Annotated in this window: 19 protein-coding genes; 7 read left to right on the top strand and 12 right to left on the bottom strand. The window is 57.2% G+C overall.

The features are described 5' to 3' along the window. Positions 1–178: 178 nt before the first annotated feature. Both F4036_03295 and F4036_03300 read left to right on the top strand, forming a co-directional pair. Positions 179–1,087: a DUF91 domain-containing protein gene (locus tag F4036_03295; GenBank protein MYK36765.1), complete on the top strand. Its 909-nt coding sequence runs from the start codon at positions 179–181 to the stop codon at positions 1,085–1,087. A 132-nt stretch (positions 1,088–1,219) separates the two neighbouring features. Beyond that, positions 1,220–1,783 carry a hypothetical protein gene (locus F4036_03300; GenBank protein MYK36766.1) on the top strand — a complete coding sequence of 188 codons (564 nt, stop codon included), beginning with the start codon at positions 1,220–1,222 and terminating at the stop codon, positions 1,781–1,783. 36 nt (positions 1,784–1,819) lie between these two features. Here the strand turns inward: F4036_03300 and F4036_03305 are convergent, their stop codons facing one another. The 5 genes from F4036_03305 to F4036_03325 form a co-directional block, all read right to left on the bottom strand. Beyond that, on the bottom strand, positions 1,820–5,167 hold the full coding sequence (locus F4036_03305; GenBank protein ID MYK36767.1) for an ATP-dependent helicase: 3,348 nt from the start codon (positions 5,165–5,167) through the stop codon (positions 1,820–1,822). Further along, positions 5,164–6,534 (bottom strand): hypothetical protein, encoded by a 1,371-nt coding sequence (locus F4036_03310; protein ID MYK36768.1) that lies wholly within the window; start codon positions 6,532–6,534, stop codon positions 5,164–5,166. Before F4036_03310 ends, F4036_03305 begins: the two co-directional genes overlap by 4 nt. Beyond that, complete coding sequence (locus F4036_03315) at positions 6,531–7,361, bottom strand: OmpA family protein (GenBank protein ID MYK36769.1); 831 nt, start codon at positions 7,359–7,361, stop codon at positions 6,531–6,533. The genes F4036_03310 and F4036_03315 overlap by 4 nt, the downstream gene beginning before the upstream one ends. Before the next feature lie 5 nt (positions 7,362–7,366). Further along, entirely contained in the window at positions 7,367–9,277 is a 1,911-nt protein-coding gene (locus F4036_03320; GenBank protein ID MYK36770.1) for a methyl-accepting chemotaxis protein, read from the bottom strand. A 247-nt stretch (positions 9,278–9,524) separates the two neighbouring features. After that, entirely contained in the window at positions 9,525–11,795 is a 2,271-nt protein-coding gene (locus F4036_03325) for a DUF262 domain-containing protein (protein MYK36771.1), read from the bottom strand. 176 nt (positions 11,796–11,971) lie between these two features. On the opposite strand from F4036_03325, the gene F4036_03330 reads away from it, so the two are divergent. From F4036_03330 to F4036_03340, 3 genes are read left to right on the top strand one after another with little or no spacing between them, the layout of a single operon-like run. After that, complete coding sequence (locus F4036_03330) at positions 11,972–12,976, top strand: formylglycine-generating enzyme family protein (protein ID MYK36772.1); 1,005 nt, start codon at positions 11,972–11,974, stop codon at positions 12,974–12,976. A gap of 43 nt (positions 12,977–13,019) precedes the next feature. Then, positions 13,020–13,580, top strand: coding sequence for a DUF4065 domain-containing protein (locus F4036_03335; GenBank protein MYK36773.1), 561 nt, complete (start codon positions 13,020–13,022; stop codon positions 13,578–13,580). Positions 13,581–13,599: 19 nt separating this feature from the next. Beyond that, positions 13,600–13,989 carry a hypothetical protein gene (locus tag F4036_03340; GenBank protein ID MYK36774.1) on the top strand — a complete coding sequence of 130 codons (390 nt, stop codon included), beginning with the start codon at positions 13,600–13,602 and terminating at the stop codon, positions 13,987–13,989. 56 nt (positions 13,990–14,045) lie between these two features. On the opposite strand, the gene F4036_03345 is transcribed toward F4036_03340, so the two are convergent. Beyond that, a complete protein-coding gene (locus F4036_03345; GenBank protein ID MYK36775.1) occupies positions 14,046–14,291 on the bottom strand; it encodes a hypothetical protein in 246 nt (81 codons plus the stop codon). 154 nt (positions 14,292–14,445) lie between these two features. Here F4036_03345 and F4036_03350 point away from each other — a divergent pair, with 154 nt between their 5' ends. Beyond that, positions 14,446–15,144, top strand: coding sequence for a hypothetical protein (locus F4036_03350; GenBank protein MYK36776.1), 699 nt, complete (start codon positions 14,446–14,448; stop codon positions 15,142–15,144). Positions 15,145–15,199: 55 nt separating this feature from the next. Here the strand turns inward: F4036_03350 and F4036_03355 are convergent, their stop codons facing one another. The 4 genes from F4036_03355 to F4036_03370 form a co-directional block, all read right to left on the bottom strand. Continuing rightward, entirely contained in the window at positions 15,200–15,694 is a 495-nt protein-coding gene (locus F4036_03355) for a DUF3368 domain-containing protein (protein MYK36777.1), read from the bottom strand. Then, positions 15,655–16,020, bottom strand: a complete 366-nt coding sequence (locus F4036_03360; GenBank protein MYK36778.1) for a prevent-host-death protein — start codon at positions 16,018–16,020, stop codon at positions 15,655–15,657. Before F4036_03360 ends, F4036_03355 begins: the two co-directional genes overlap by 40 nt. 56 nt (positions 16,021–16,076) lie before the next feature. Further along, positions 16,077–17,222 (bottom strand): DUF2235 domain-containing protein, encoded by a 1,146-nt coding sequence (locus tag F4036_03365; GenBank protein MYK36779.1) that lies wholly within the window; start codon positions 17,220–17,222, stop codon positions 16,077–16,079. A 116-nt stretch (positions 17,223–17,338) separates the two neighbouring features. Beyond that, positions 17,339–17,644, bottom strand: a complete 306-nt coding sequence (locus F4036_03370) for an XRE family transcriptional regulator (GenBank protein ID MYK36780.1) — start codon at positions 17,642–17,644, stop codon at positions 17,339–17,341. A 401-nt stretch (positions 17,645–18,045) separates the two neighbouring features. Between F4036_03370 and F4036_03375 the strand changes: the two genes are divergently transcribed. Beyond that, positions 18,046–19,221 carry a hypothetical protein gene (locus tag F4036_03375; GenBank protein MYK36781.1) on the top strand — a complete coding sequence of 392 codons (1,176 nt, stop codon included), beginning with the start codon at positions 18,046–18,048 and terminating at the stop codon, positions 19,219–19,221. A gap of 24 nt (positions 19,222–19,245) precedes the next feature. Here the strand turns inward: F4036_03375 and F4036_03380 are convergent, their stop codons facing one another. After that, a complete protein-coding gene (locus tag F4036_03380; GenBank protein MYK36782.1) occupies positions 19,246–20,391 on the bottom strand; it encodes an iron-containing alcohol dehydrogenase in 1,146 nt (381 codons plus the stop codon). 11 nt (positions 20,392–20,402) lie between these two features. Next, positions 20,403–21,350: an alpha/beta hydrolase gene (locus tag F4036_03385; protein MYK36783.1), complete on the bottom strand. Its 948-nt coding sequence runs from the start codon at positions 21,348–21,350 to the stop codon at positions 20,403–20,405. Positions 21,351–21,362: the final 12 nt, after the last annotated feature.

Below are 21,362 nucleotides of genomic sequence, written 5' to 3' on the forward strand. Positions count from 1 at the left end.
GTCCAGGCTCTCATTCCGAGACAGCTTGTGTGACACTAGTAAAACACCTTGCTAACCCCTGCCTCGACCATAGACTAAAATTCGCCCGCCAGTCCTTTGCAGGGAATGCCTATGGCTCTCCAAGCACCTTTGCAGACACACGGATTTGAGTCCAGGAAATGAAACGAGAAGGTTCCCGATGAGTGATATCAAACTATATCGAATCAAGGATTTACGCGCAGCAGAGATACTTGGAACTGCCGATGTCCTGGAAAAGTCGCTGCAGAGCCTAATCGAAAAGAACTTGGAACCACTTCTACGCATACGGTTGCTTGCGAGCGAGCATTCCACAGGTGAGAAGCATAGGGGAAGGATTGATTCGCTTGGTATCGATGAGAACAGTAACCCTGTAATCATTGAGTACAAGAGAACGAAGAACGAGAACGTGATCAATCAAGGACTCTTCTACCTGGACTGGCTTCTCGATCACAAAGCAGATTTCCAGATTCTAGTGACAGAAAAACTAGGCGCCGATGCGGGCGAGAAAATTGATTGGAGTGCTCCCCGCCTGTTATGTATTGCCGAAGCGTTCACCCGATATGATGAACATGCCATCCATCAAATTGACCGTAATATCGAGTTGTTTCGCTACCGTCGGTTCGGCGAAGAGCTGCTCATGCTGGAGTTGGTTAACGCTAGCGAAGCAGAGTCTGGCAGCGCTGCAGGCACAGTCACAGGGCCCTCCAGTAGCTATAAGACAATCTCCGAGACACTTGACGCGCTGCAGGGGCCGCTCCACGACCTATACCACGACCTCCGCACCCACCTGCTGGCGCTGGGTGACGATGTGCAGGAAAAGACACTCAAATATTACGTGGCCTTTAAGCGAATTCATAACTTTGTTTGTATCGAAGTACATCCAAACAAGGGTGCGCTGACCCTATTCCTCAAAGTGGATCCTACGACTGTGAACTTACAAAAGGGCTTCAGCCGCGATGTTCGGACCATCGGACACTACGGGACCGGCGACTTGGAACTCACTCTAAGGGATCAGGCAGATTTGAAACGGGCAGAACCCTACATAGAACGAAGTTACGATGCTAGCTGACTGAGAGTATTTCGGGGCGGAAACCAAAAGGCCCGCCCTTCCCCTCGCTTTAGAAGATCGTTGCGACTAAAGCCGCCCAGTCTGTGAAATGATCCTTAAATACGAAACCTTACGCGGCGAGCATCCTATTTCATGAAAATACAAATCCGCGACTTGCTCTTGGGCCCATATAACAAGCCGATCATGAACAACACACATCGTGCCGATTTCGTGGAATGTTTAATTGCACTGGCGCTGGGCGACCAATGGCAACTTACGTGGCAACAAGGCTGGGATTGGGCGGCATGGGATCTTGAATCTCAATCAGGCGTAAGGCTGGAGGTAAAGCAGGCGGCAGCAAGACAATCATGGGATCCGCCAGAAACGCCTCAACGTATACCCCGCTTTGACATTGCGCCCCGCGATGGCTATTGGACGGGCGAAGGCAGCCAATGGAAAGCCCTCCCGGGACGTCATGCTGACATTTATGTTTTCGCATGGCATGGAGAAGCCAAGGCTGAATTGTGCGATCAGAGAAATGCCGAGCAATATGTTTTCTACGTTGTGCCCGAGCGAGACTTACCACGTAGCCAGAGATCGATTGGATTGACGCCATTAGAGAAGCTAGCCTCTCCGTACAGAATCGGCGAATTGAAGAGAGCTGTTATCGACGCGTGCCCCTTACCGAATCAACGAAAGGCGTTTCTCGACACTTGAGAAAGAACCCGTCGCTTTACATAGCGGTATTGCACACTAAGCAAGAATATGGGCTGGCCATAGTCCAAGACGGTCGCGATCCACCAGCGCAACGCTTTCTTCACGCGCTAGGTTCTGGGCGTCGAGCGTAACACCCTGGGCGTTAGTCACGACTGCGAGCTGTGGATTGCTTACGTCATAACGCCCGCTTGCGTGCATGATTTCCAAAATCGCAGATGTACCCAATATGCGTTGGCGGTTCTCCGTGTGCTTCACTTGGACAAGGGCAACGTCATCACGTCGCCGGCGATGGCGCAACACTGCGTCGGCACCGCCATCACCGGAACCAGGCGTCCTGGCAACCTCCCAATCGCCGCTATCCCGGGCGCGCGTAATGACCCAGTCCTCAAATCGCGCCCAGTCAAGATTGTCGATTTCGGCCAGATCGATCGGTTCCCCACCGCTGAGCCCGGCCATCAACATGCCGATGTCGTAGTCTTTATCGGACGGAGGCCATAAGGCCGCGTGCGCTAGCGAGGATTTGCGTTTCATCAGCTTGTTCAGCACGCAATCGAACGAATGCTCGCGGTGGATGGGATGCACGGCGAGCGGTAGGTGCACAGTAACGTCTTTCTTCTGTCCGATCCTAAAGATGCGATCGTTGCATTGTTCTTCGACTGCGGAGTTCCACCATCGGCTGAGGTGAATCACATGGGTCGCGGCAGTCAGGGTCAGTCCGACGCCCGCAACGCGTGGAGAGAGAATCATCACACGGAAGCCGCGATCATTCTTAAGATGCTCTTGAAATCGTTGGACGTAACGTTGGCGCTTGGAGATCGATGTCGCTCCATTGACGATCGGCACCTTGCTAAGCCGAAATTCCGATCTGAGCCATTGCGCCAGGAACTGCTGCATTTGCCGGTTCTCTGTGAATATCAGTGCCCGCTCGCCCCATTCCTGGATGCGTGCAAGCACGTCGTACATGCCCGCAAAGCGTGCCGAGCAGGTGAAATAATCTTCCATATCCATATCCGCTGTTTCCGGCGGGTGAGGATGCAGAGAAACGCTCCGAAGATGGTGCAGCATCTTGAGCGCCGCCCCCTGTTCTCCAGAAGCAAGATGTACACGAGCCTTTTCATAGGCTGTTGCTTGAACATCGGGCATTGTTGAGGGATAGAGGCGGTAGTCTTTACGTGGCAGCCCCGTAATCTCGTTCTCTTTCAAGTTCCGCTGGGCGACCGGTGGGTAAGACCTGTTGCCATTGCGCCTGTCCATGAAAAGCCTGGCATGTAATTCCTCCATCCCGTTCTGTGTTACGTGCCTGTAGCGTTCGGCAAAGTCCTCCAGAGTCCCGAGGCTGCGGGGCGCAACCGCATCCATGATCGCCCAAAGGTCGGCAACCTGGTTTTCAATTGGGGTTCCCGTCAGGCCAATCCGAAAGTCGCCCTTCACGGAGCGTGCCGCGAGCGCAATCAGCGTTTGAACGTTTTTTATTTTCTGAATCTCGTCGAAGACAATCACCGAAAAGCTGATCTGACGAAAGCTGTGCTGATAGTTACTTAGAGTTTCGTAAGTCGTCAGGAGCCAAAATCTATGGCCATTTCCTTTTCCTATGGCCGACTGAATGTCCTTAAAATCGAGCCGCGGACGACCGTCGTCCGTATCCCGTCCAGCCATATGCGGGATTCGGCGTGCTCTCAAATCAGGTCCGTACACCCTGACGCGGGCACCAAGACCGATACCGGTCAAATGATGGGAGACCTCACTCTCCCAAGTTCGGAGCAGTCCGCGTGGCGCAACGACAAGGAAGGGCTTGCGCCACGGCCGCCGAGCCTGGTCCATATCCGCTTGCAGCCAGGCTAGAAATGCCAAGGTCTGAAGGGTCTTCCCGAGACCTTGATCGTCGGCGTTCAGTATTCCAGGAAGACCAGATCGCCAGGCTTCAATTTGCCATTCCAACGCTTTACTTTGATGAGAAAGCAGCGGTGTGTGAACCCCTGGAGTCTGATCGGTTGGTGTTCGAATCTCGCGTGTTGGAATTTCCGGCGGCCAGTTCTCCTCCACGAAATTCTCGTGAACTTGGACTACGATGGATTCTTGGGCCTTCTGTTTCTTGCGGCCAGGCCCCGTTTCCGGCCGGTTTTGAGGTTGCTCCACCCCAATAACCTCGGCCAGTTTCTGGCGCACCTCGTCCGTGGCCGGAATTTGCTGTCCGCCGTATTCGACCAATGGGTGCCCGGCTTCCATTGCATCGTCAACCTTTACCCTGAGCTCCGCTACCGTGTTTCGGTCCAACCGAACCCATACGCCGCCAAGATTCAGAGAGAACGTTTCAGGTAGCCAGACTTCGGGTTGCGGTGTGAAGAACGCAAATTCGGGCTTCTTCCATAGGCCAATCCCGACCGCGCGGTCGGCGTACTCCGGAGTCTCAATAAATAGCGCCTCCGCCAGCGCCTCGCTTTCTTCTTCGCCGATCTTCCTCTCTTCCTGTATCCGTTCCGCTATCACCGCACGCGGATTGGTAGCGAAAGCCTGGCGCTCCTTCTCTTCGGCCTGCTGTTTCTCGCGTACGATCTGCAACACCGTTTCAAGGTCTTCGTCGATGATCAGATACGTGTTGTGGTCCAGTAAGTAACTTCTCTTGGCTGTGCCAAAAGCGCGAAAACCGGTCCTTGAGTGATTCTGGAACCTATCAAGCCGGTGACTTTCAAGCAGTCCATCTTGTTCGGAAAGAGGCCGTTTTTCTTCCTGCGCCTCACGAACTGTGTCCGGGTCGAAGAGCACCGGATCAAAAGTCACTTCGTCGCCGTCTTTGCGCAGAGCCAGTGAAAGAGCCGCCCCCGTGTAAATCCGCAAGCCTTCCAGGAAGGCACTCATTGCCATTCGCTCGGTTTCGCTTGCCGCTTCACGCCCGAGCAGACTTCGAAATTCCGACAGCGCGGCCCAATGCCCCGGAAGATCATGGTCACTTGATTCAAAGCTATCCGCCAGTTCAAGGGCGGAAAATAATGGTTCAGGAATCAGATAGGTTCCGTCGCCGGTTTGTAGAAAGGCTCCGTCGCGCTGTGTCGCAATTCGGGCGTTACCGGCAAGCCATCGCGTCGTCAGCTTGAAATTGCGTGATCCAATAATCCCGCTCGTATCTGTGGCAAGAACATACGGCGGGCGATTCGGCAGGCTCATTGCGCGGGCCTGGCTTATCGAAAACGACGCTATTGCAGCATGTCCAGCAATAATACGTTCACGCTCGAATATCACAGATCCGGGGTGTTCCTCTGCAAAAGTACGCAACAACGCCAAGGCACCGCAGCGCGCCGCGCTTCCTGCCACCCAGTCATCGACGCGTTGGTTGGCGTTGATGAAGACTACTTGTTTGCCGTCGCGTTCGTACTGGATCGGCATCACGTCATCAGGGCGCTGAATACCCTGTACCGCCAATTGGCATGATGCACAAAGCGTTCAGGCTCGCCTGGTCCGGTCATTTCCCTGAATTGCTCGCAGGTATAGAAATCTTCGTAAGGCGTGACGCGCGCTTCGCCCGTTCTCGGAAATACATGAGTCTTGAAGCTGTGTGACCCCTCCACCACCCACCGGCCGTTGACCTTCATGATTAGCAGGCACTTTTGACGATCCTGGCTATTGCGGGATTCGTTTCTGGCGTACGCCCGCAAGGCGTGCTGCAGTTCGTTGTTATTTGGTTCTCGCGCAAGCCGATCGGCGTAACGCACGCCCGCATCACTTAGCGCAAACCATCCTTCTGTAATTTGGCGCCGCCCGTGCAAATCAAGCCAGAGGTCCCTGCGATCCGCCCACATATGCGATTCGACCGCCTGTGAAATGACCTTGAAAAATGCTTTGATTGTGTCGCCAATAAGCCACCTGAAAATAACCCTCCTGGCTGTATCCGAACACCTTGACCAGGCTCCAGCCTGGGTCAGACGCGGGTCGCCGTAGCCTGCAACCAGACGCGCCGTAATGAGTTCCTTGGTTGCCGGATCGGGGTCTTTACGTCCCCAGGGCTCCAGGAGCGCGTCAATTGCAATTTCAGCACCTTTGTCAAGCGATTTTTCGTGCTCCGGAGGGCTGATCCAGTCCAGCAATCTAATGATGCCTGTGTCAACACCCAGCCTCATTTCCTGTTTTAGCAAACCCACATAATTTCTGTGGGCCTCTTGCATGAGTCCGGCGCCATGAGGGGCTTCCATACCGGCGTTTCTCAGCGCGGCAAAGGGAGACTTGTGTTCCCTCATTCGCATTGCAATCCATCTGGGGGCGTCCTTAACGTCGAAAACACGCCAATCCTTGACCAGCGACTCAATCGATAAGCCGGTTTCACGCCAATTTTCTTCGCTCTGCAACTTCTCGGCCAATCTGACCGTCAACCTGCTACCGCTCTGAAATGTCGCCAAATACTTTCGAAACAAGGCGCGGATGTAGGCCCGATTTCCGTCCGTTCCATTGGGTCCGATCTGATCCAACAACAGGCTCAACAACTTACGAAATCTGCGCCGTTCCCATAAGTCGCTACCAGCAAAGGCCAGTGCTGTTTGTGTCGCGTCTTTCCAATAAAAGTCCGACCACTCGCCGCTCTTACGCCGACGGTCCATTTCCTTCGCCAACTTCTCAGGGTCACTGTCAGACCCTTCGGATTCCGCGTGTGGCCAACGGCGCCGTATTCGGGCCGCAGCCTGCACGACCCGTCGCGGGCTTTCTGGCAGCCTTGGTAACAGGAAAGAGCCAGAGCTGCGCAGCAGATCAGACAAAGAAGTCACAGCGCCTGTCCATCCTGCAAAGGCAGTAGCCGCTGGCGATTCCTGATCAACCGGTCCCTGATTTCTTCCACCTCGCTCACGTTCTGCGGCGTTTCCAGTATGAAGCGAATGTCGATGCGCCGGTTAAACGCACGCGCTTCCTCGCTATCCCCGGGCTCGATTGGCCGCATCTCGCCATAGCCGGCGAACGACAAGACAGGCTGTCCCTTGCGGTTCCGATAGGACATCAGATCCGGCCGGTAGCGGTCAGTTACAGCCCGAAGAGTTTCCGCTCCTCGTCGCGCCGAAAGATCGCGGTTGTCGAGCAGCCCTGTTTGTGCTCGCCGCCTGTCGCTGACCGGGACATCGTCCGTGTGACCCTCAATCTGTATGGTCTCGATGGCGGCGACCACGTCGGGACAATCCGCGACTTGAATGTCGACAGGTGGCGTCAGCGTGTAGCAGGGCAGCGTGTCGGCAAGCGCGTCTCCAACGGCGTGCGACATCCTGTAGGCTAGGCTGCTGGGTCTGATTTCCCATTGTCCGGAGGCGAAAAGCTCCTCGGCACGGAATCGAATGACCCCGTGCTTCACGTCGACTGTCACCTGAATGCCCGGCAGATTCCGGCTGAGTTCGTCCTTCAGTTTATCGAGCAATTCCACGCGTTCAGACGCGATGCGCTCAAGGTACGTCGCAAGCGTGGTTTCTTCCATTTCCACCTTCTTGGCAAAGAAAGCCAGGAGAATAAGAATGATGAAAAGAAACGAAACAGTCAGGTCTGTCATCGAGACGAAAACCGATTCGCCTTCTTCTGAGCGCGCGCGGGTTCTCTTGGAGCGGATAGCCATTGCGCTCAAGTCTCTTGCCTGGGCTCAAATGGTTCGGCCTGCGCGATGACCGTCTCCAATTGCCTCAGAGCGCGGCCGAATTCATCATTCAACTTCCTGTTGAAATTGCTGATTTCTTCAATATTGGCACGCACGCTACCTTCGATTGATTGAAAGGCGTCACCAAGTTGCCCGTCTATCTTGTCGTAATTCTCCAGAACACGCTGAAATTCCTTTACAGCAGCATGGAGAGAATCAAGCGATTCTGTCGCCGCAGTCTGCGAAGCAGTTATGGCGTTTCTTGTCTCCCGTAGAACGGCTTCCGTCTGACGGCTCGTTTCTCGCGCGCTGTTTAGCATCGTGCTGGCGGTTGTGTTGACATTTTGCGTCATGGAGCGAGTTGCCGATTCGATCCGGTCAGCCGCTCCGCGCACCGGACTGGCCGCCGCTGCCAAGTGTTGTGCGGATTGGCCCAGTTCTTCGCTGGCCGAACGCGCCACACCGATTCCGCCTTGCAAGGCTTCGGTGTATTGTCCGAATCGTTCGGCCGCAGCTTCTACCTGAGAGGTCAGCGTCTGCACCTGCTCGAGCAAGACGTTCATGGGCTGCAAGAGATTCTGCTGCGTGGTGGATGCCGCGTTGCCAATGGCGTCGGCCATTCGGGCGCTTGCCTGGTCAATTCCTTGCGCCCCCGCTGTCGTTTCGGCGCGGATTGCCTGAAGCGCCTCATTCATTTGTTCAATCAGCGCCTCTGACCCGTCGTTGAGAGTTTGTGTAGCGGTTTCGGAAGACGCTGCCATAGCCGCTCCAAGGGTGTTGATCTGGCTGGACAGAGCCTCCACGGCGGCGCCCACCTGCCCGCCCATTTCGCTTGATGAATCGTCCAGCCGCTGAGCTACTCCCTGGAGTTGGGACGCAACTTGCCCAACCGCCTCGTTCATTTCGGTGACCGCGTCACGAACACCGCCTGCCAGCTGGCCGCTAACATTTCCAGCCAGTGACTCAATGCCTTGGCCAGTGCTTTGCGCGACGCGTTCCATCGCCGGCGTTATGGCTTCTCCAATTGACTCGCGGATGGCTTTCGGCAGCTCTTCCCTTAAGGGACGCGCAAATTGAGCTACAAGTTCCGTGCTTAATGTCTGCAGATGCGCCGTTTGTTCTTTCGCCTGGGTGAGTCTCTCGTGGCCCAGCCACTGTTCGCTGACGTACTGGCAGCCCCCCTCTAACTCCGCGCAGAGATCGTGCAGCACTCTATTGGTTGCGTTGGCTCTCCATCTCAAGACCAACGTAAAGAGGATGGAGCAAAGCAATCCAGTCAGCGACATGATGAACTTGGCGCTGGCCACGTTCAGCAGGGTTCTGAGTCCATCGCTAGCGGCGGCGCCGGATGTGCGAAGGATTTCGCTGGTTTGATCCAGCGCTGCAACCAGGCCGAGAAAAGTCAGGAACAATCCTACGGATACGAATAAAGCGGGAATCTGCCTCCATATTCCGCGTTCCAAGCCAAGTTCTTCGCGCGCGAAAAACACCGACGGCCTTTCCGTATTTCGCAATTGCGTATGATCGTCATCCGGATCGATCGTTGTTTCCCTGAATTCCTCCCAAGCGGTTTGTAGTCGTTTGTAGTGGATGCCACGTTGAGAGGCGCGAATCCTTTTTGTAATATCGAAAAGGCGTAGTGACGTGATCCTCTCTCCGCCTAAATCATCGCTTGCCGGTTTGAGGATGTCGGCAAGCCAATTCGCCGCTCTGCAGAAATTCCGTGTTGCGAGTACGTGCCAAACCGAGAGGATCGCTAGCAGGAATAGCAGGCCCGCAGATATGATTCCTGGCGCCGCTTGTTCTCCCGTGATCAGGGCTGCCGTCGAAAGAATACCTTTTACGAGCCATTCGCCGAGCTCGGCTGCAATGGCGAATGGCGTGTCAAGAAAACTCATAAACGGGCGCGCGACTCAAGGCTGAGGCACGGGCAGAGGCAGCGCTTTAGGTGCGGGCATTTTCCATAGCTTCCGGACGAAAGCGGCTAATGATAATCAATCCGGCCCTCGCGGCTAGTGAGAGCACGATCCTGCGTAAACTTGCACGTGGCCAACAAGAACAGCCTATTTGACCGTTCCCCTGAATCCGAGCCGCCCCGAAAAAGGGGCAGGATCAAGTTTGAAGAGTTGCTATTCGAAAAGCAGGTTACCCCCAATGATCCTCTTTGTAGTCCAGTAATTCTCGCCCGTAGAACTGCTCCGTCTTATTTCCTTGTCTTACCCAGAAGTCAGTAAACTCTCTACTGTTCATGGGGCGTGCAAAGACTGGCTTCGAAGAAGCAGCCACGTCTACTCGGCATACATCTCTTCCGTCAACTTCCTGAAATGAGATTCGGCACAGTGAAGGAGACGGACCCGTAATTTTGTCGCCTATGAGCTGCGTCAGGAAAAGTTCGTATCCGTCCCGGTGTCCCCTGGAGAGGGTCTCGTAGTCTTGCTTTAGACCTTTTATAGTCCCGTCGTCGGCTACTCCAATAAGCAGTGTGCCCCCTTCGCTGTTCATGAAACCGGCAACGCTCTTCACAATTATCTGCTCGCTCTTGCCTTTCTTGTCGGTTCCATAACTCCACCGTGCGCTTTCTTTGAACTCAAGAACATTAGATTCTCCGTCGGCGATAAGGTCTTGGATTAACGAATGATCGCGAGTGGATTCAACCTGAGAGTCCCAGAGTTTCTCAAATCCTTTCCGGACGACCTGTCCGATTAGCCTCCGGCGCTTCTCGCAAAACTCTCCGTAGTCGAGCTGCTCCCAGCCGACTGGTAAAGCATGCCAATACTCTTGGCGCTTAATGCGCTCAGGGTCCATACGTGCCGCCATTTTCGGCCAATATATCTGCGGTGAGCTATTGGAAATCTCAAGATTATCGGACCAGTCCACAAAGGACATGTTGGCAATCGCGTTCACTCGCGCATGTTCAGTAATGTGAATGCTCTCCAAATATGCCCTGGGGAACAGATGATGACGCTCCATGTCTTTAACAGGCGTGACGGCGGGATCGAGCATGGCCGAAACTTTTTGCGCTGAGAAAAGCACCTCCGCTTCGAGAAGGTTCAAAGCAGCCCAATACGCCGCTAATGGGGGTGACTTAGCTGCTGATGTATCGAGTCTGTTGGGAAGCGTGATATCCCAATAATCCTTGGTAAAAGTATCGCGAACGATTCGATCGAGTGTTTCACAAAACGAATCCGCATCTCCCGGTGGAAGGTCCCCAATTCGACTTAAATCAGCTTCTAGCTGAGTCTCGGCCGACCCTGTATAGCGCCCAGTCGTGTGCGCCATAAACCACCATCTTGCAATAACCTCACGCAGCCTCTTTAGCTGCACGTCAAAATCTCTGCGACCGAGCAGCCATAGGATGTAAACGAAAATAAGTGCAGCCTGGGACGAAACCATTCGGCCAGAGCGAAATCCCGCATGGCGAAGACACTTCAAGTACTCATGCCAATTCGTGAGATCCAAAGTGGCCTCGTGCGCTGCTTGAAGCCTTGTAAACTGCGCCTCGCGCCGCTCGGAACTGAATTCCCCAGTATCCAAGTCTTTTCCGCGAAGAATAGAGTAAACGTAACGCAAGCGACCACGCCTGAATGCAAGTCCTACGGATGACCTAAGTAGTTGATCTGGAGAAGGTTCAATGAAGTAGTTGAATGGCGATGGGCCACGGGTACTCGGTGCTTTTGCCAGGCGCGCAAAAGTTTCGAGTTCTCGGCGCCCCTTTTCCCAGAACACCGACATCAGCGTCAAGATGAAATCTGCGTTGCTTAAGCGCACGCCCTCACTATTGATGCGCACGAATACTTCGGCAACGTGCTCCTCATCCACTGTCCGGTCGAGTTCGATTGCTTGAAATGGATAGTTTTGCAAATCCTTGAGTCGATCGATGTTCTCAACAAGCCGATTTTTCTCGGCTTCATCAAGTTCAACATCACGGTACGCTTGCACTCTTTCGAGGTAGCGAGTAGTAAAGCTATGGAACGCACCCTGAAAAACTTCTGAAATGTCAGGAATAAACTCGGGATCATTCTCAACGGCGGCATCAGTAACCTCGAATGTTTGATCATGGGGCCTGAAAGCTAGCCGAATCCGTCCTTGGCTATAGTCCTTCCGCACTACAGGAGTACCTGTAATAACAGCAAACAACGAAGTCAGGCGCTGTTGGCCGTCGACTATAAGTAGTGAGGGAGCTGCCTGTTTATCGTCCGTGCCTATTTGTTTAGCACCGGCGCCTGCGCCCGTGGACCAAAGTAATAGATAGCCGACGGGGAAGCCCTTATACATGGAATCAAAAAGATCGCGGACCCTGGCGTTGGTCCAAACAAATGGGCGTTGGATATCTGGTAGCGCTATCTCGCCGTGCTGGATGCGAGACAATAGGCCAGAAACGTTGTAGCTGGAATCTTTGAAAACGGTAACGGCCATGAAAGGCTCCCCCCAAACCAATGGAGGCGCAAGTATAGGAGAAACCGAAACTTCCTCCGTAGCAGCGGAAGGGTGACCTGCATAGCGATTTCTCAGCCTTACGAAGTGAGAGAATTCTCAGTTTTGAATAGCCCCACTTCCTGAGCAATCGGGCTGATCGCCTGCCCTGCCTCTCGATGCAAAGCCTAGAATATTCACCTGCAACGAGCTCCGTGTCCTTGGCAACCCTGAAAGACGCTCCGGTAGCCCACCCCATAAGCCTGGGGTTTGCGGTCTCTGTCTACATGTTGCTGAACGCCGTATCCGCATCGGCGGAGCCCGTCGTCGTCAGGGACTGCGAATCCTGTCCCGAGCTTGTTGTTATTCCGGCGGGCGGCTCTTTCGTCATGGGTGCGGAAGACGTCGAGGGACTGGCCTGGGGCATGCCCGAAGCCCTGGCGGCCAATGAGCAGCCGGTCGCCGCGATCACGATTGCTCACTCTTATGCCATCGGCCGTACTGAAGTCACGCGGGCCCAGTTTGCGGAATTCGTGGAGGAGACGGGCTTTACGACAATGAAAGGCTGTTCTCACCTCACCGATTGGGGCTGGCAGATGCAGCCGGAGTTCACCTGGCGCGATAACAGCATCGGCGACTCCGACGACCATCCGGCGCCGTGCCTGCGGCGCGCCGAGATACTGGCCTACCTGGATTGGTTGAGCGCCAGGACGGGGCACGCATTCCGCCTGCCCAGCGAGGCGGAATGGGAATACGCCGCGCGGGCGAATTCGAAGTTTGCCGCCTTCTGGGGTGAAGACTGGACGCAGGCCTGCGCATTTCAGAACGGCGCCGACCGGTCGTTCGCCGAAGTGGCCGCGGACATTCCCTACGATCAGTTCGCGGACTGCGACGATGGGTATGCCTTCACGGCGCCCGTCGCCAGCTTCGAGCCGAACGCCTTCGGGCTCTACGACGTTGCGGGCAACGTTTCGGAGCTGACGGCCGATTGCTATGCGCTGGGTCACGCGGACGCGCCCCGGGACGGAACGCCCTACATCGAGCCCTCCTGCCGAACGTGGGTGATCAAGGGCGGCTCCTGGGCCGGTTTCCCCGGCTTGCTGAGGGTTGCGACCCGCCTGCCCATATTCGCGACAACGGCCGGCTCGGGCTTCGGCTTCCGCGTGGCGCGCGACGTCGACTGATAAAATCAGGTCACCTCGTATTCGCGGGTATCGGAGCCATCTAATGTTCACTGGCGAGAAAGTTGCGCAAATGGCTGCTTACTTCATGAACAAGGAAGCGGAGCCACAAATGGCAATCCTGAAGCTGGTCAAGTTGCTGTATCTCGCGGATCGGGAGTCTATTGATAAGTATGACGAGCCGATCAGCTTCGATTACATGGTCTCCATGGTGCATGGCCCGGTGTTGTCCCGCACCCTGGATCTGATCAATGGTTTTGTTAGAGACAGGAATGGAGATCAGTGGGATGCTTGGATTTCCGGCAGGGAGGCACACAATGTGGCATTGAAGAAAAGCGCATCCCGTGACTGCCTGGACCATTTGAGTGATGCGGACATTGAAGTGCTCGCTGCGGTATGGGACAAGTTTGGTCACATGGATAAGTGGGAAATCCGGAATTACACGCATGAGCATCTCGATGAGTGGTCCGATCCCGGAGGCTCGTCAATGCCCATTAGCGAGATTGAAGTACTTCGCGCCCTCGGCCGCAGTGAGGATGAGGCAAGCGAGATTGCTCAGGCGATTTGCGAACAACGACAACTGGATCGCGTAATTTCCCAAGTCTAGCCAGGAGGCGAAAAACGCGATGCTTCAGCCTGGGGCAACAGTTCTTATTCCTTCAGGCCCTCCCAATGATCTGCAAAGGAAGCACCTGCATGTCGTTGTTGCCAGACATTCCGGACCGCCGGTCCAGATCTTGATGGTTTCTGTCTCTTCGATCGGAGCTCAGAAGTATGACGACACAACCGTACTGGATGCCGACGAGCACCCTTTCCTGAGGCATCGTAGCTACATAAAGTACCAGGTCGCACGCGTTGAATCTGAGACCGCCATTGAGCGCGGAATTCAATCCGGTTTGTTTGCCTTGCGTGAAGAGTTGGGCGAAGGAGTGTTGCGTCGAATCAGAGCTGGCTTCAGGTCCTCGCAGTTTGCGAAGCCATTTGCCAGGAACTTTTTGGACGACAGCGATCCGTAGCGCATCGGATAGTCCTCCTTACTTATTCCATCCCGCCTGCCCAGCACCGCGATCCTTCACTCAGGCGGGGAACCCCCGTCAACGAACTGACCATTTGACCAGAGTCCTTCTTTTATGGACGTATCCGGATTGGTCAGCCGTCCTTGACCGTTGGGCATGCCGTCTTTCCACTGGCCGATGTATTGGGTGCCGTCGTCATATTTCATGTGGCCCTGTCCATTGGTGCAATCGCCCTCGACACACTCGGCGAAGGCCTGATGACTGAAAAGGAGTACCAGAAGAAAGGATGCGGCATGTTTCATGCGATAACCCCCAACACCGGGTTCCGTGGACTCTCACCGCCCAGCTTGCAATTTCTCCCGCGCGTGCGTCAAATCGTGCTGCGTGCGACGTCGACTGAGGGCGCGTTGTGCGCAGATATACTGTTCTCAGGCTTCGGGCATCAGGGGGTATGCAATGCGTGCAATCACGTTCCTGGCAGCGATAGGGGCGCTTTCCCTATTCGCGGTTACGGCGCAGGCCGATGACGAAACCGTGTCCGATGCGTGCGCCGCGGCTCAGGCGGGCGTCGGGTCCGTTGCCGATGGTGGATCCCCGATCGACCTGGCGCTTTGCGCGTCGGAAGGGTCCACGAACCTGACGACCGTTACGACAGGCAACGTCAGCCAGTCTGTCGGCCAGGTCGGCGGTGAGCCGGTCAATGTCGTTTCCAGCGAGCTTGGGAATGTCAGCGTTGCAACAGGTCAGGTTGGCGACAAGCAGATCAACGTCACTTCCACCGACCTCGGCAATGTCACGGTGTCTGCGGGCCAGGTGGATGGTCGCGCGGTCAGCACCAGCACGGTCGAAGTCGGGAGTTCAACGGTGACGGTGGGAACCGTGGGCGAGCAGTCGATCAACCAGGTCACGACCGACGTCGGAAACTCCCGGCACACGAGCGGCCAGATCGGCGACCAGTCCGTCAACGCGGTCACGACGCAATTCGGCAACACGAGCGTTACGACGGGTCAGGTTGGCAGCGAGCCCGTGTCGCTAACGACGGTCGAAGTCGGCAACGTCACGATCACGACCGGTCAGGCCGGTGGAAAGCCAGTCACTACCACCACCGTCAAGATCGGCAACGTCGAACACAAGATCGACCTGCCCAGCAACTAAGTCGCAATACCTTTTCCGAAAGACTCCGGGCCGCTCGGACAAGTGGCCACAATTACTAATCTTCTCCGGCCTTTTCAAGAATGGCGCGGATTATCTCGTCCGAAAGTCTGAATCCGCTGGCCCGCAAACGGTTAAGTAATGGCCGGACACTGTGCGTCAAGCGCGCGTTCTTGGCCTCCACCAACATACCGGCCAGACCGGTTACTGTAATTCCGTGCCGCTGGGCGTACGTTCGACCAGCCGGCTCATCCATCAGGACAAGACAAGGTCTCCCGTGTCTGATCGCTAGAGTGAGCGTGCTCGCTTCTCCAGCGTCAAGGTTAGCGAACGCGATCAGGTCAGGCTCGACATCAACGACATCGATCCAACCGTCCTGAATAGCCTCGGCTAACTCTACAGCGCCGGGCAGTTGACCGCCGGCGAGCACTTCATCACGGACCGTTGCCGTTACGGTGATTTGATCAAACAGTGTTCGGAGCAGATGGAACGCCCCGGCCGCGGCCAGACCGATCAGAGGGCTGGCGTCTGCTGTGACGAGCCTTTCCGCCATGCGGCGATAACCTCCGTGTCCTCATGCACGCTGTCTGCGTTTCCTCTTACTACAGGGATGCCGATTCGCGACAAATGGCTGATGAAATCGCCGATTGCGAGACCGGCGAACCGTGCGGCGTGGCCAAGAGACAGGCTCTCGTCCCGATACAGCGCCGCGGCTAGCGCCCGCCGTATACCCGGCTCTGCCAAGAGCGTATCGTCATCGAGATGCACCAGCATGGCCTGGGGTTTGTGGCGATTCAGCACCATGACAGGATGCTCGCGCGCCGCACGGAGCGCCACGGACGGGTTGTTTTTCAGTTCACGAACGCTGAAAGCTTTCATCGTGCCTATATTATGCAGGAACTTTCTGTAGGAACAAAGAGGCAGATGCGCGAGTGCTAAGTCTCCTGCCAGACCGGAAGGCCGTCGTCTAGGGCGCTCATGAGGTTCTTCGGCTCGTAGGGTGCGTTGCCGGGATTGCGGGCGAAGCGTTTTCCGATGGACTCGACGGCGCTCGGGTGCGCGCTTTCGCCGGGGACGATGGCTCCGCCGGGGCGAATGTCGCCGCACTGCTTCGGGCCGATTTCGCGCTGGTAGGGACGCACACCAAAAAGGCGCAACGACTGGTAGCTCGCCGAAAACGAGTCTTCCAGCCTGCAGCGGTCCGCTGCTTCGCACTGCAAGCCCGCGATCGAGCCGGTGAAGTCCAGACCGTGGCGCGCGGCGCGGCCGGCCAGCCAGTCCAGAGCGATATTCGCCAGTCCGCAATCGCGGTAACCGCCGCCGATATTGGAATGCACGCCGGCGAACCAGACCTGCTCGATGGTCTGACCCTCCGCGGGAGCGCCGGTCCACAAGTCCGGCTGAAACGGGCGCCGGCGCTCGTCGACCGCCAGCGCGTGGTACGCATGCTCCACGTTGTCGCCCAACTGCGTGTTGTGAAAGGACACCTTCTTGCGCGTCAGCCGGCCGAGAATCGGCGTCGGGGCGCCCAGCGCGCCCACCGTGTCCCACACGCCGATGAATCGGATCGGGACCGGGCGCCGTGCAGGCTCGCCCGCTTTTTCCAGCCGATTTTGGACCATCGAGCCGTCGCGTTTGTCCGGTTGCAGGCGGTAAAGCGCATACGCTTCCGGCAACAGCCTCAGGTTCTCCTTTCTCAGCAGCCCCACAACGCCGATGAATCCCGCGAGCGAACGCACTGTATAGGCGCCCCTGCTGAACCCGAACAGGAACAGCTCGTCGCCTTCGCGCCAGTTGTTCGCGATGAAGCGATAGGCTTGCTGGATGTTCTCCGACAGCCCGCCGCCCAACCCGCCGCCGACGTACTTGTCGGCCATGCCCTGCGTGCCTACGCCGGTGTCGTAATAGACCACCTGCGGGACCTGCTCGCCGTCAACCGGCGCAAGGCCCCGCACGATCTTCAGGACATTGGTCGGCTCGGTCTCATCGGCCGGATTGTCGTGAACCTCCTGGTCCGGCTCGTTCCAGGTCCCATCGCAGCAGATCACCAGCCGCTTGCCGCCTCTCTCCACTTGCGCCACCCCTCTGCTTCATCCCAAAACAGCGCGCAAGCATACGCAAGTACAAAACTTATCGCCAGCTTGTTATTTTCGTAATTTCACTCCATTAGCGCAGGCAGGTACTTCTTCACATAGATTTAGTTCACAGGAACGGGCTCAATTCGAATCGTGGTCCTGGTGCGTTTATCCAGCGCGCCAAGCATGCGCATCAGCCGGTCGAGTGTGAAGCGGCTCAGATCGGCATTGCGCAAGCGAGAAAAATCGGCTGCGGCGAACCCAGTAAGGCGGGCGGCACCTCGCACAGTCAATTCACGCTCGTCCAGGACTGCAATGACTCGAGCGGCAATAACCGCTTTGGCCTGCTTGAGATCCGCATCGGGATCTCCGAAGTCACGAAAGACATTTCCGCTTCCTCGAACTAGTTCAACGTCTCTCTTACTCATTTCCGCAACGCCCGGACCCATCCAATGGGTCGCGTGTTTTCCGTCACGGTGCGATGTTGTCAGATATGACAACGGCTGTCAATCACTTTGGTCATATCCTTATATCGCCAATGTGCTCAACGAAAAAGCCCCGAGGGATCGGCCTTGCTCAAGATCGCCGGTCTTGGGAAAGACCGGGAGCAAAGCGTACTGCCTAGGGGCGAATGCCGCCTATGTTAAAACACTGCGTTATTCGCAGCAAACGCTATAGCGGCGGGAAATTCTTTGCAGTTATGAACTTTTCCAATATGAAGCAAATGAGGAGGGAATTGGGGTTGTTGGGTATGGGTTCGCGGTTGCTCTGGGCGGTAGCTTTATTCGCGGCTTTCTTTGGCGGGCCTTTGCGGGCTGATTCCACTGACTTGGGCGACGCGGATTGCTTTCGGGAGCTGGCTTCGATCGACTACGGGCATTCGAGTGAAGGGCTGGAGAACAACCGGTTTCGCTATGTTTTCCAGCACACTGACGAGTATCCGTACTACAGGTTTGTCGAGGGTGTCTTTATCGGCATTCGAACTCCGGGGACCGGGCCCGGCGCCATGGTTCCGAACCGAAATTACTGGAGCTTCGTTCAGGGGCGCGAGGGCGTCGGCGCTGAGGACCACATCTCGCTGTTTCACGACATTCGGGGCGTGGCCGATGTGAGCGGCGTTCCGGTGGAGATTGATGTCGGCGGCGACTTCGCTTTCTTTCTTTACCCGAGATCGGCCACCGATTACACGACCTACCACGCGAACGCCGCCCACGGGGGTAGCTTCAGCGTGCTCGCAACGACCGACAAAGGCGCCGAATTCATCGGCACGCGGAAATCGGGGAACTGGCGCCTGGGCGAGAACACCGTGCTGCGGCTTTACAGTTCGCGCTTCAGCCAGTGCGACGTCTGGTGCGACGGCGAATACGACGGCAAGTACCTGAGAACCGTGTTCATGGTCGAAAACACCGTAACCGTGGGCGGCAGGACGCATCGAAGGGACAAGATCTGCAGGTTGCCCTATTACCCCCTGGTCGTGACCAACTCGACCGCGCTGCTCCCCGCAGTGCACGACGAGCTCGCCGTGCGGGCCGACCGGATACATGCGGCCAGGGTCGTGAACGGGCTTGAACCGTCCTCTTCGGACGAGTGGACCGCGTCTTTCGAGCGGGTCGATCCTGCAGTGCTGGTGAAAGTCGCAACAATGCCCAGGGACCATCGCGGCGACTTCTCGACGGACACGCGGTTCGGGACGGTGAAGATCCGGTTCACGCGCGATTTCAGCGAGGATAACGACGACCTCAGAAGCGGGGCGTTCTATCGCGGGAATTACCGGTATTGGACCCACTCAATCGTCGGCCGGCTGCTGGTCGACGACCGGGACCTGGGGCCGGTGACCGTCGTCAATCTCGGAGAGATCAACCAGGGCCATAACCTCAGGACGGTGGTGCTGGATCAGAAATTCCGCACGGCCGGTTCAAGCTACCGCAACGACAACGGCGGGCTGCAGTGCGGGGACAATGCCTGCGACATCGTCGTTCAAAGGCAACTGCTGAGACTGCACTGACGCAAGCCGCGCCAGCACCGGCGCTCAGTAGGCCGCCTCGTAGATCCGCAACGCGTCCTGCTCACTCACTTTTCGCGGATTGTTGACCAGCAGGCGTTGCTGCAGCATGGCGTCGCTTGCGAGCATCGGCAGGCTGTCTTCGGGCACGTTCAGTTCGCGGAGCTTCGACGGCATCTTCAGCCGGTCCACAAGCGCCTCGAAGTAGTCGGGCAACGACTCGGAAGCGCTACCCTCGCCTGCCCCTGGCATGACGATCTCGGCAAGCGTCGCGTACTGGTCCGCTGCCGTTTCGTAGTTGAACCGCAATACGTGCGGCAACACCAGCGAGTTGCTGAGGCCGTGCGGAATGTGGAAGTGGCCGCCCAGCGGATAGGCGAGTGCATGGACGGCGGCGACCGGGGAGTTGGCGAACGCCTGTCCGGCCAGGAGGGAGCCGAACAGCATGGCCGTGCGCGCCGCCAAGTCGCCGCCATCGTGCACGGCTGTTTCGATATTGGCCGACATCAGTGTCAGTGCCTGCGTCGCCAGCATGTCCGAGTAGGGATTCTTGTGAATCGCGCTGGTGAAGGACTCGGTCGCATGGACCATCGCGTCGATTCCGGTCGCGGCGGTCACGTGCGGCGGCAGGCCGACGGTGAGCTCGGGATCCAGCAATGCGACGTCGGGCAGCAGTTGCGGCGCGACGACCGCGGCCTTGGTTGTGGCCCCGGTCGTGATGATGGATATGGGCGTGACCTCGGAACCGGTCCCGGCGGTCGTGGGGATCTGGACCAGCGGCAGCCTTTCGCCGGTGAGGTTGCCGATTCCGTACGCGTCGGAAAGCGCCTGCGACGAATAGCACAACGCGGCGATCAGCTTGGCCACGTCCATCGAGCTGCCCCCGCCCAGCCCGACTACCGTGCCGGTCTTCTGGTTGCGCGCGAGGTCAAGCGCGTTCAGCACGATGTCTTCCGGCGGGTCGGCCCGGACGTCCTGAAATACCGAACACGCCAGGCCCGCGGAGGACAGGCTGTCCAATGCCGCCTCGTGCAGTCCCGCCGCAATGATTCCGGGATCGGTCACCAGGAACACCTTGCCGGGGGACAGATCGGCGCAAATTTCGCCGAGCTGGCCGATTGCGCCGGGCTCACAGACGATCGAGCGCGTCGTGCTGAACCTGAGTGGTCTTATGTCTTCTGAAGTCATTGTTCTGCAATGGCCTTTGCCAACGTCTTGACGCTTTCGCCGGCGACGTCGAGCACCCCGAAGGGCATGAAGCCGTGGAACGCGGACGCGAAGTGCGTTGCGCTGACACGAACGCCGCTTTCCCTGAGCTTCTCGGCAAACAGCCTGCCTTCGTCCAGGTTCGGGTCGTGTCCGCTGGTGATGATCGTGGTCGGCGGCAGCGATTCAAGGTCGGGGATGAACATCGGCGACACCAGCGGATCTTCGGTGAGGGTGTCCTCATCCAGGTACCACTGCTTCGCGGCCGTCAGGCCCGCCCGTCCGACCAGGTAGTTCCCGTCGCCGAACGAGATCCTTGATGCGTAGGCTTCGTGGTCGTCGCGCAGGTCGAGGAACGGGTAAAGGAGATAGAGCGCGTTCACGCGGTAGTCCGTCTGCCGCGCAATCTGCCAGGAAACGGCCGTCGCCAGGGCGGCGCCGGCGCTGTCGCCCATGGCGCCGATCCGCTCGGGATCGATTCCCAGCGCATCGCTGTTCTCGAAGGCCCAGAGCGCGGCCTCGTAGCAGTCCTCGTGGGCGGCGGGAAACTTGTGTTCCGGGGCACGGCGAAAATCGACCGAGAGATAGTGCGCCCCGGTCTCCGCGCTCAGTCGCTGCACGAATCCGTCGTAGCTGTCCATGTCGCCGACGCTCCAGCCGCCGCCGTGAAAGAACAGCACCAGTTTCGTCTTCGAATCGGCGGGGGCGCGACTCCCCCGGTAGAAGCGGGCGGGGATTTCCCTGTCACCGGTCGGGATCCGGAAGTCCCGCGTTTCGACGTCATTGGCCCTTTCTCCGAGGAAGGTCTCCATCAGCGCAGCCGTGTACTTGCGGCCTATGGCGACCGGGTCGCTTTCGGAAGCCAGGATTCCCATCAGGATGCCCTGGGCATTCTCAAGCAGCTCGGCGCACTGCCGGTCAATCATCACGTTCGCCCC

Source organism: Gammaproteobacteria bacterium, from assembly GCA_009845905.1.
Taxonomy (GTDB): Bacteria; Pseudomonadota; Gammaproteobacteria; order Steroidobacterales; family Foliamicaceae; genus Foliamicus.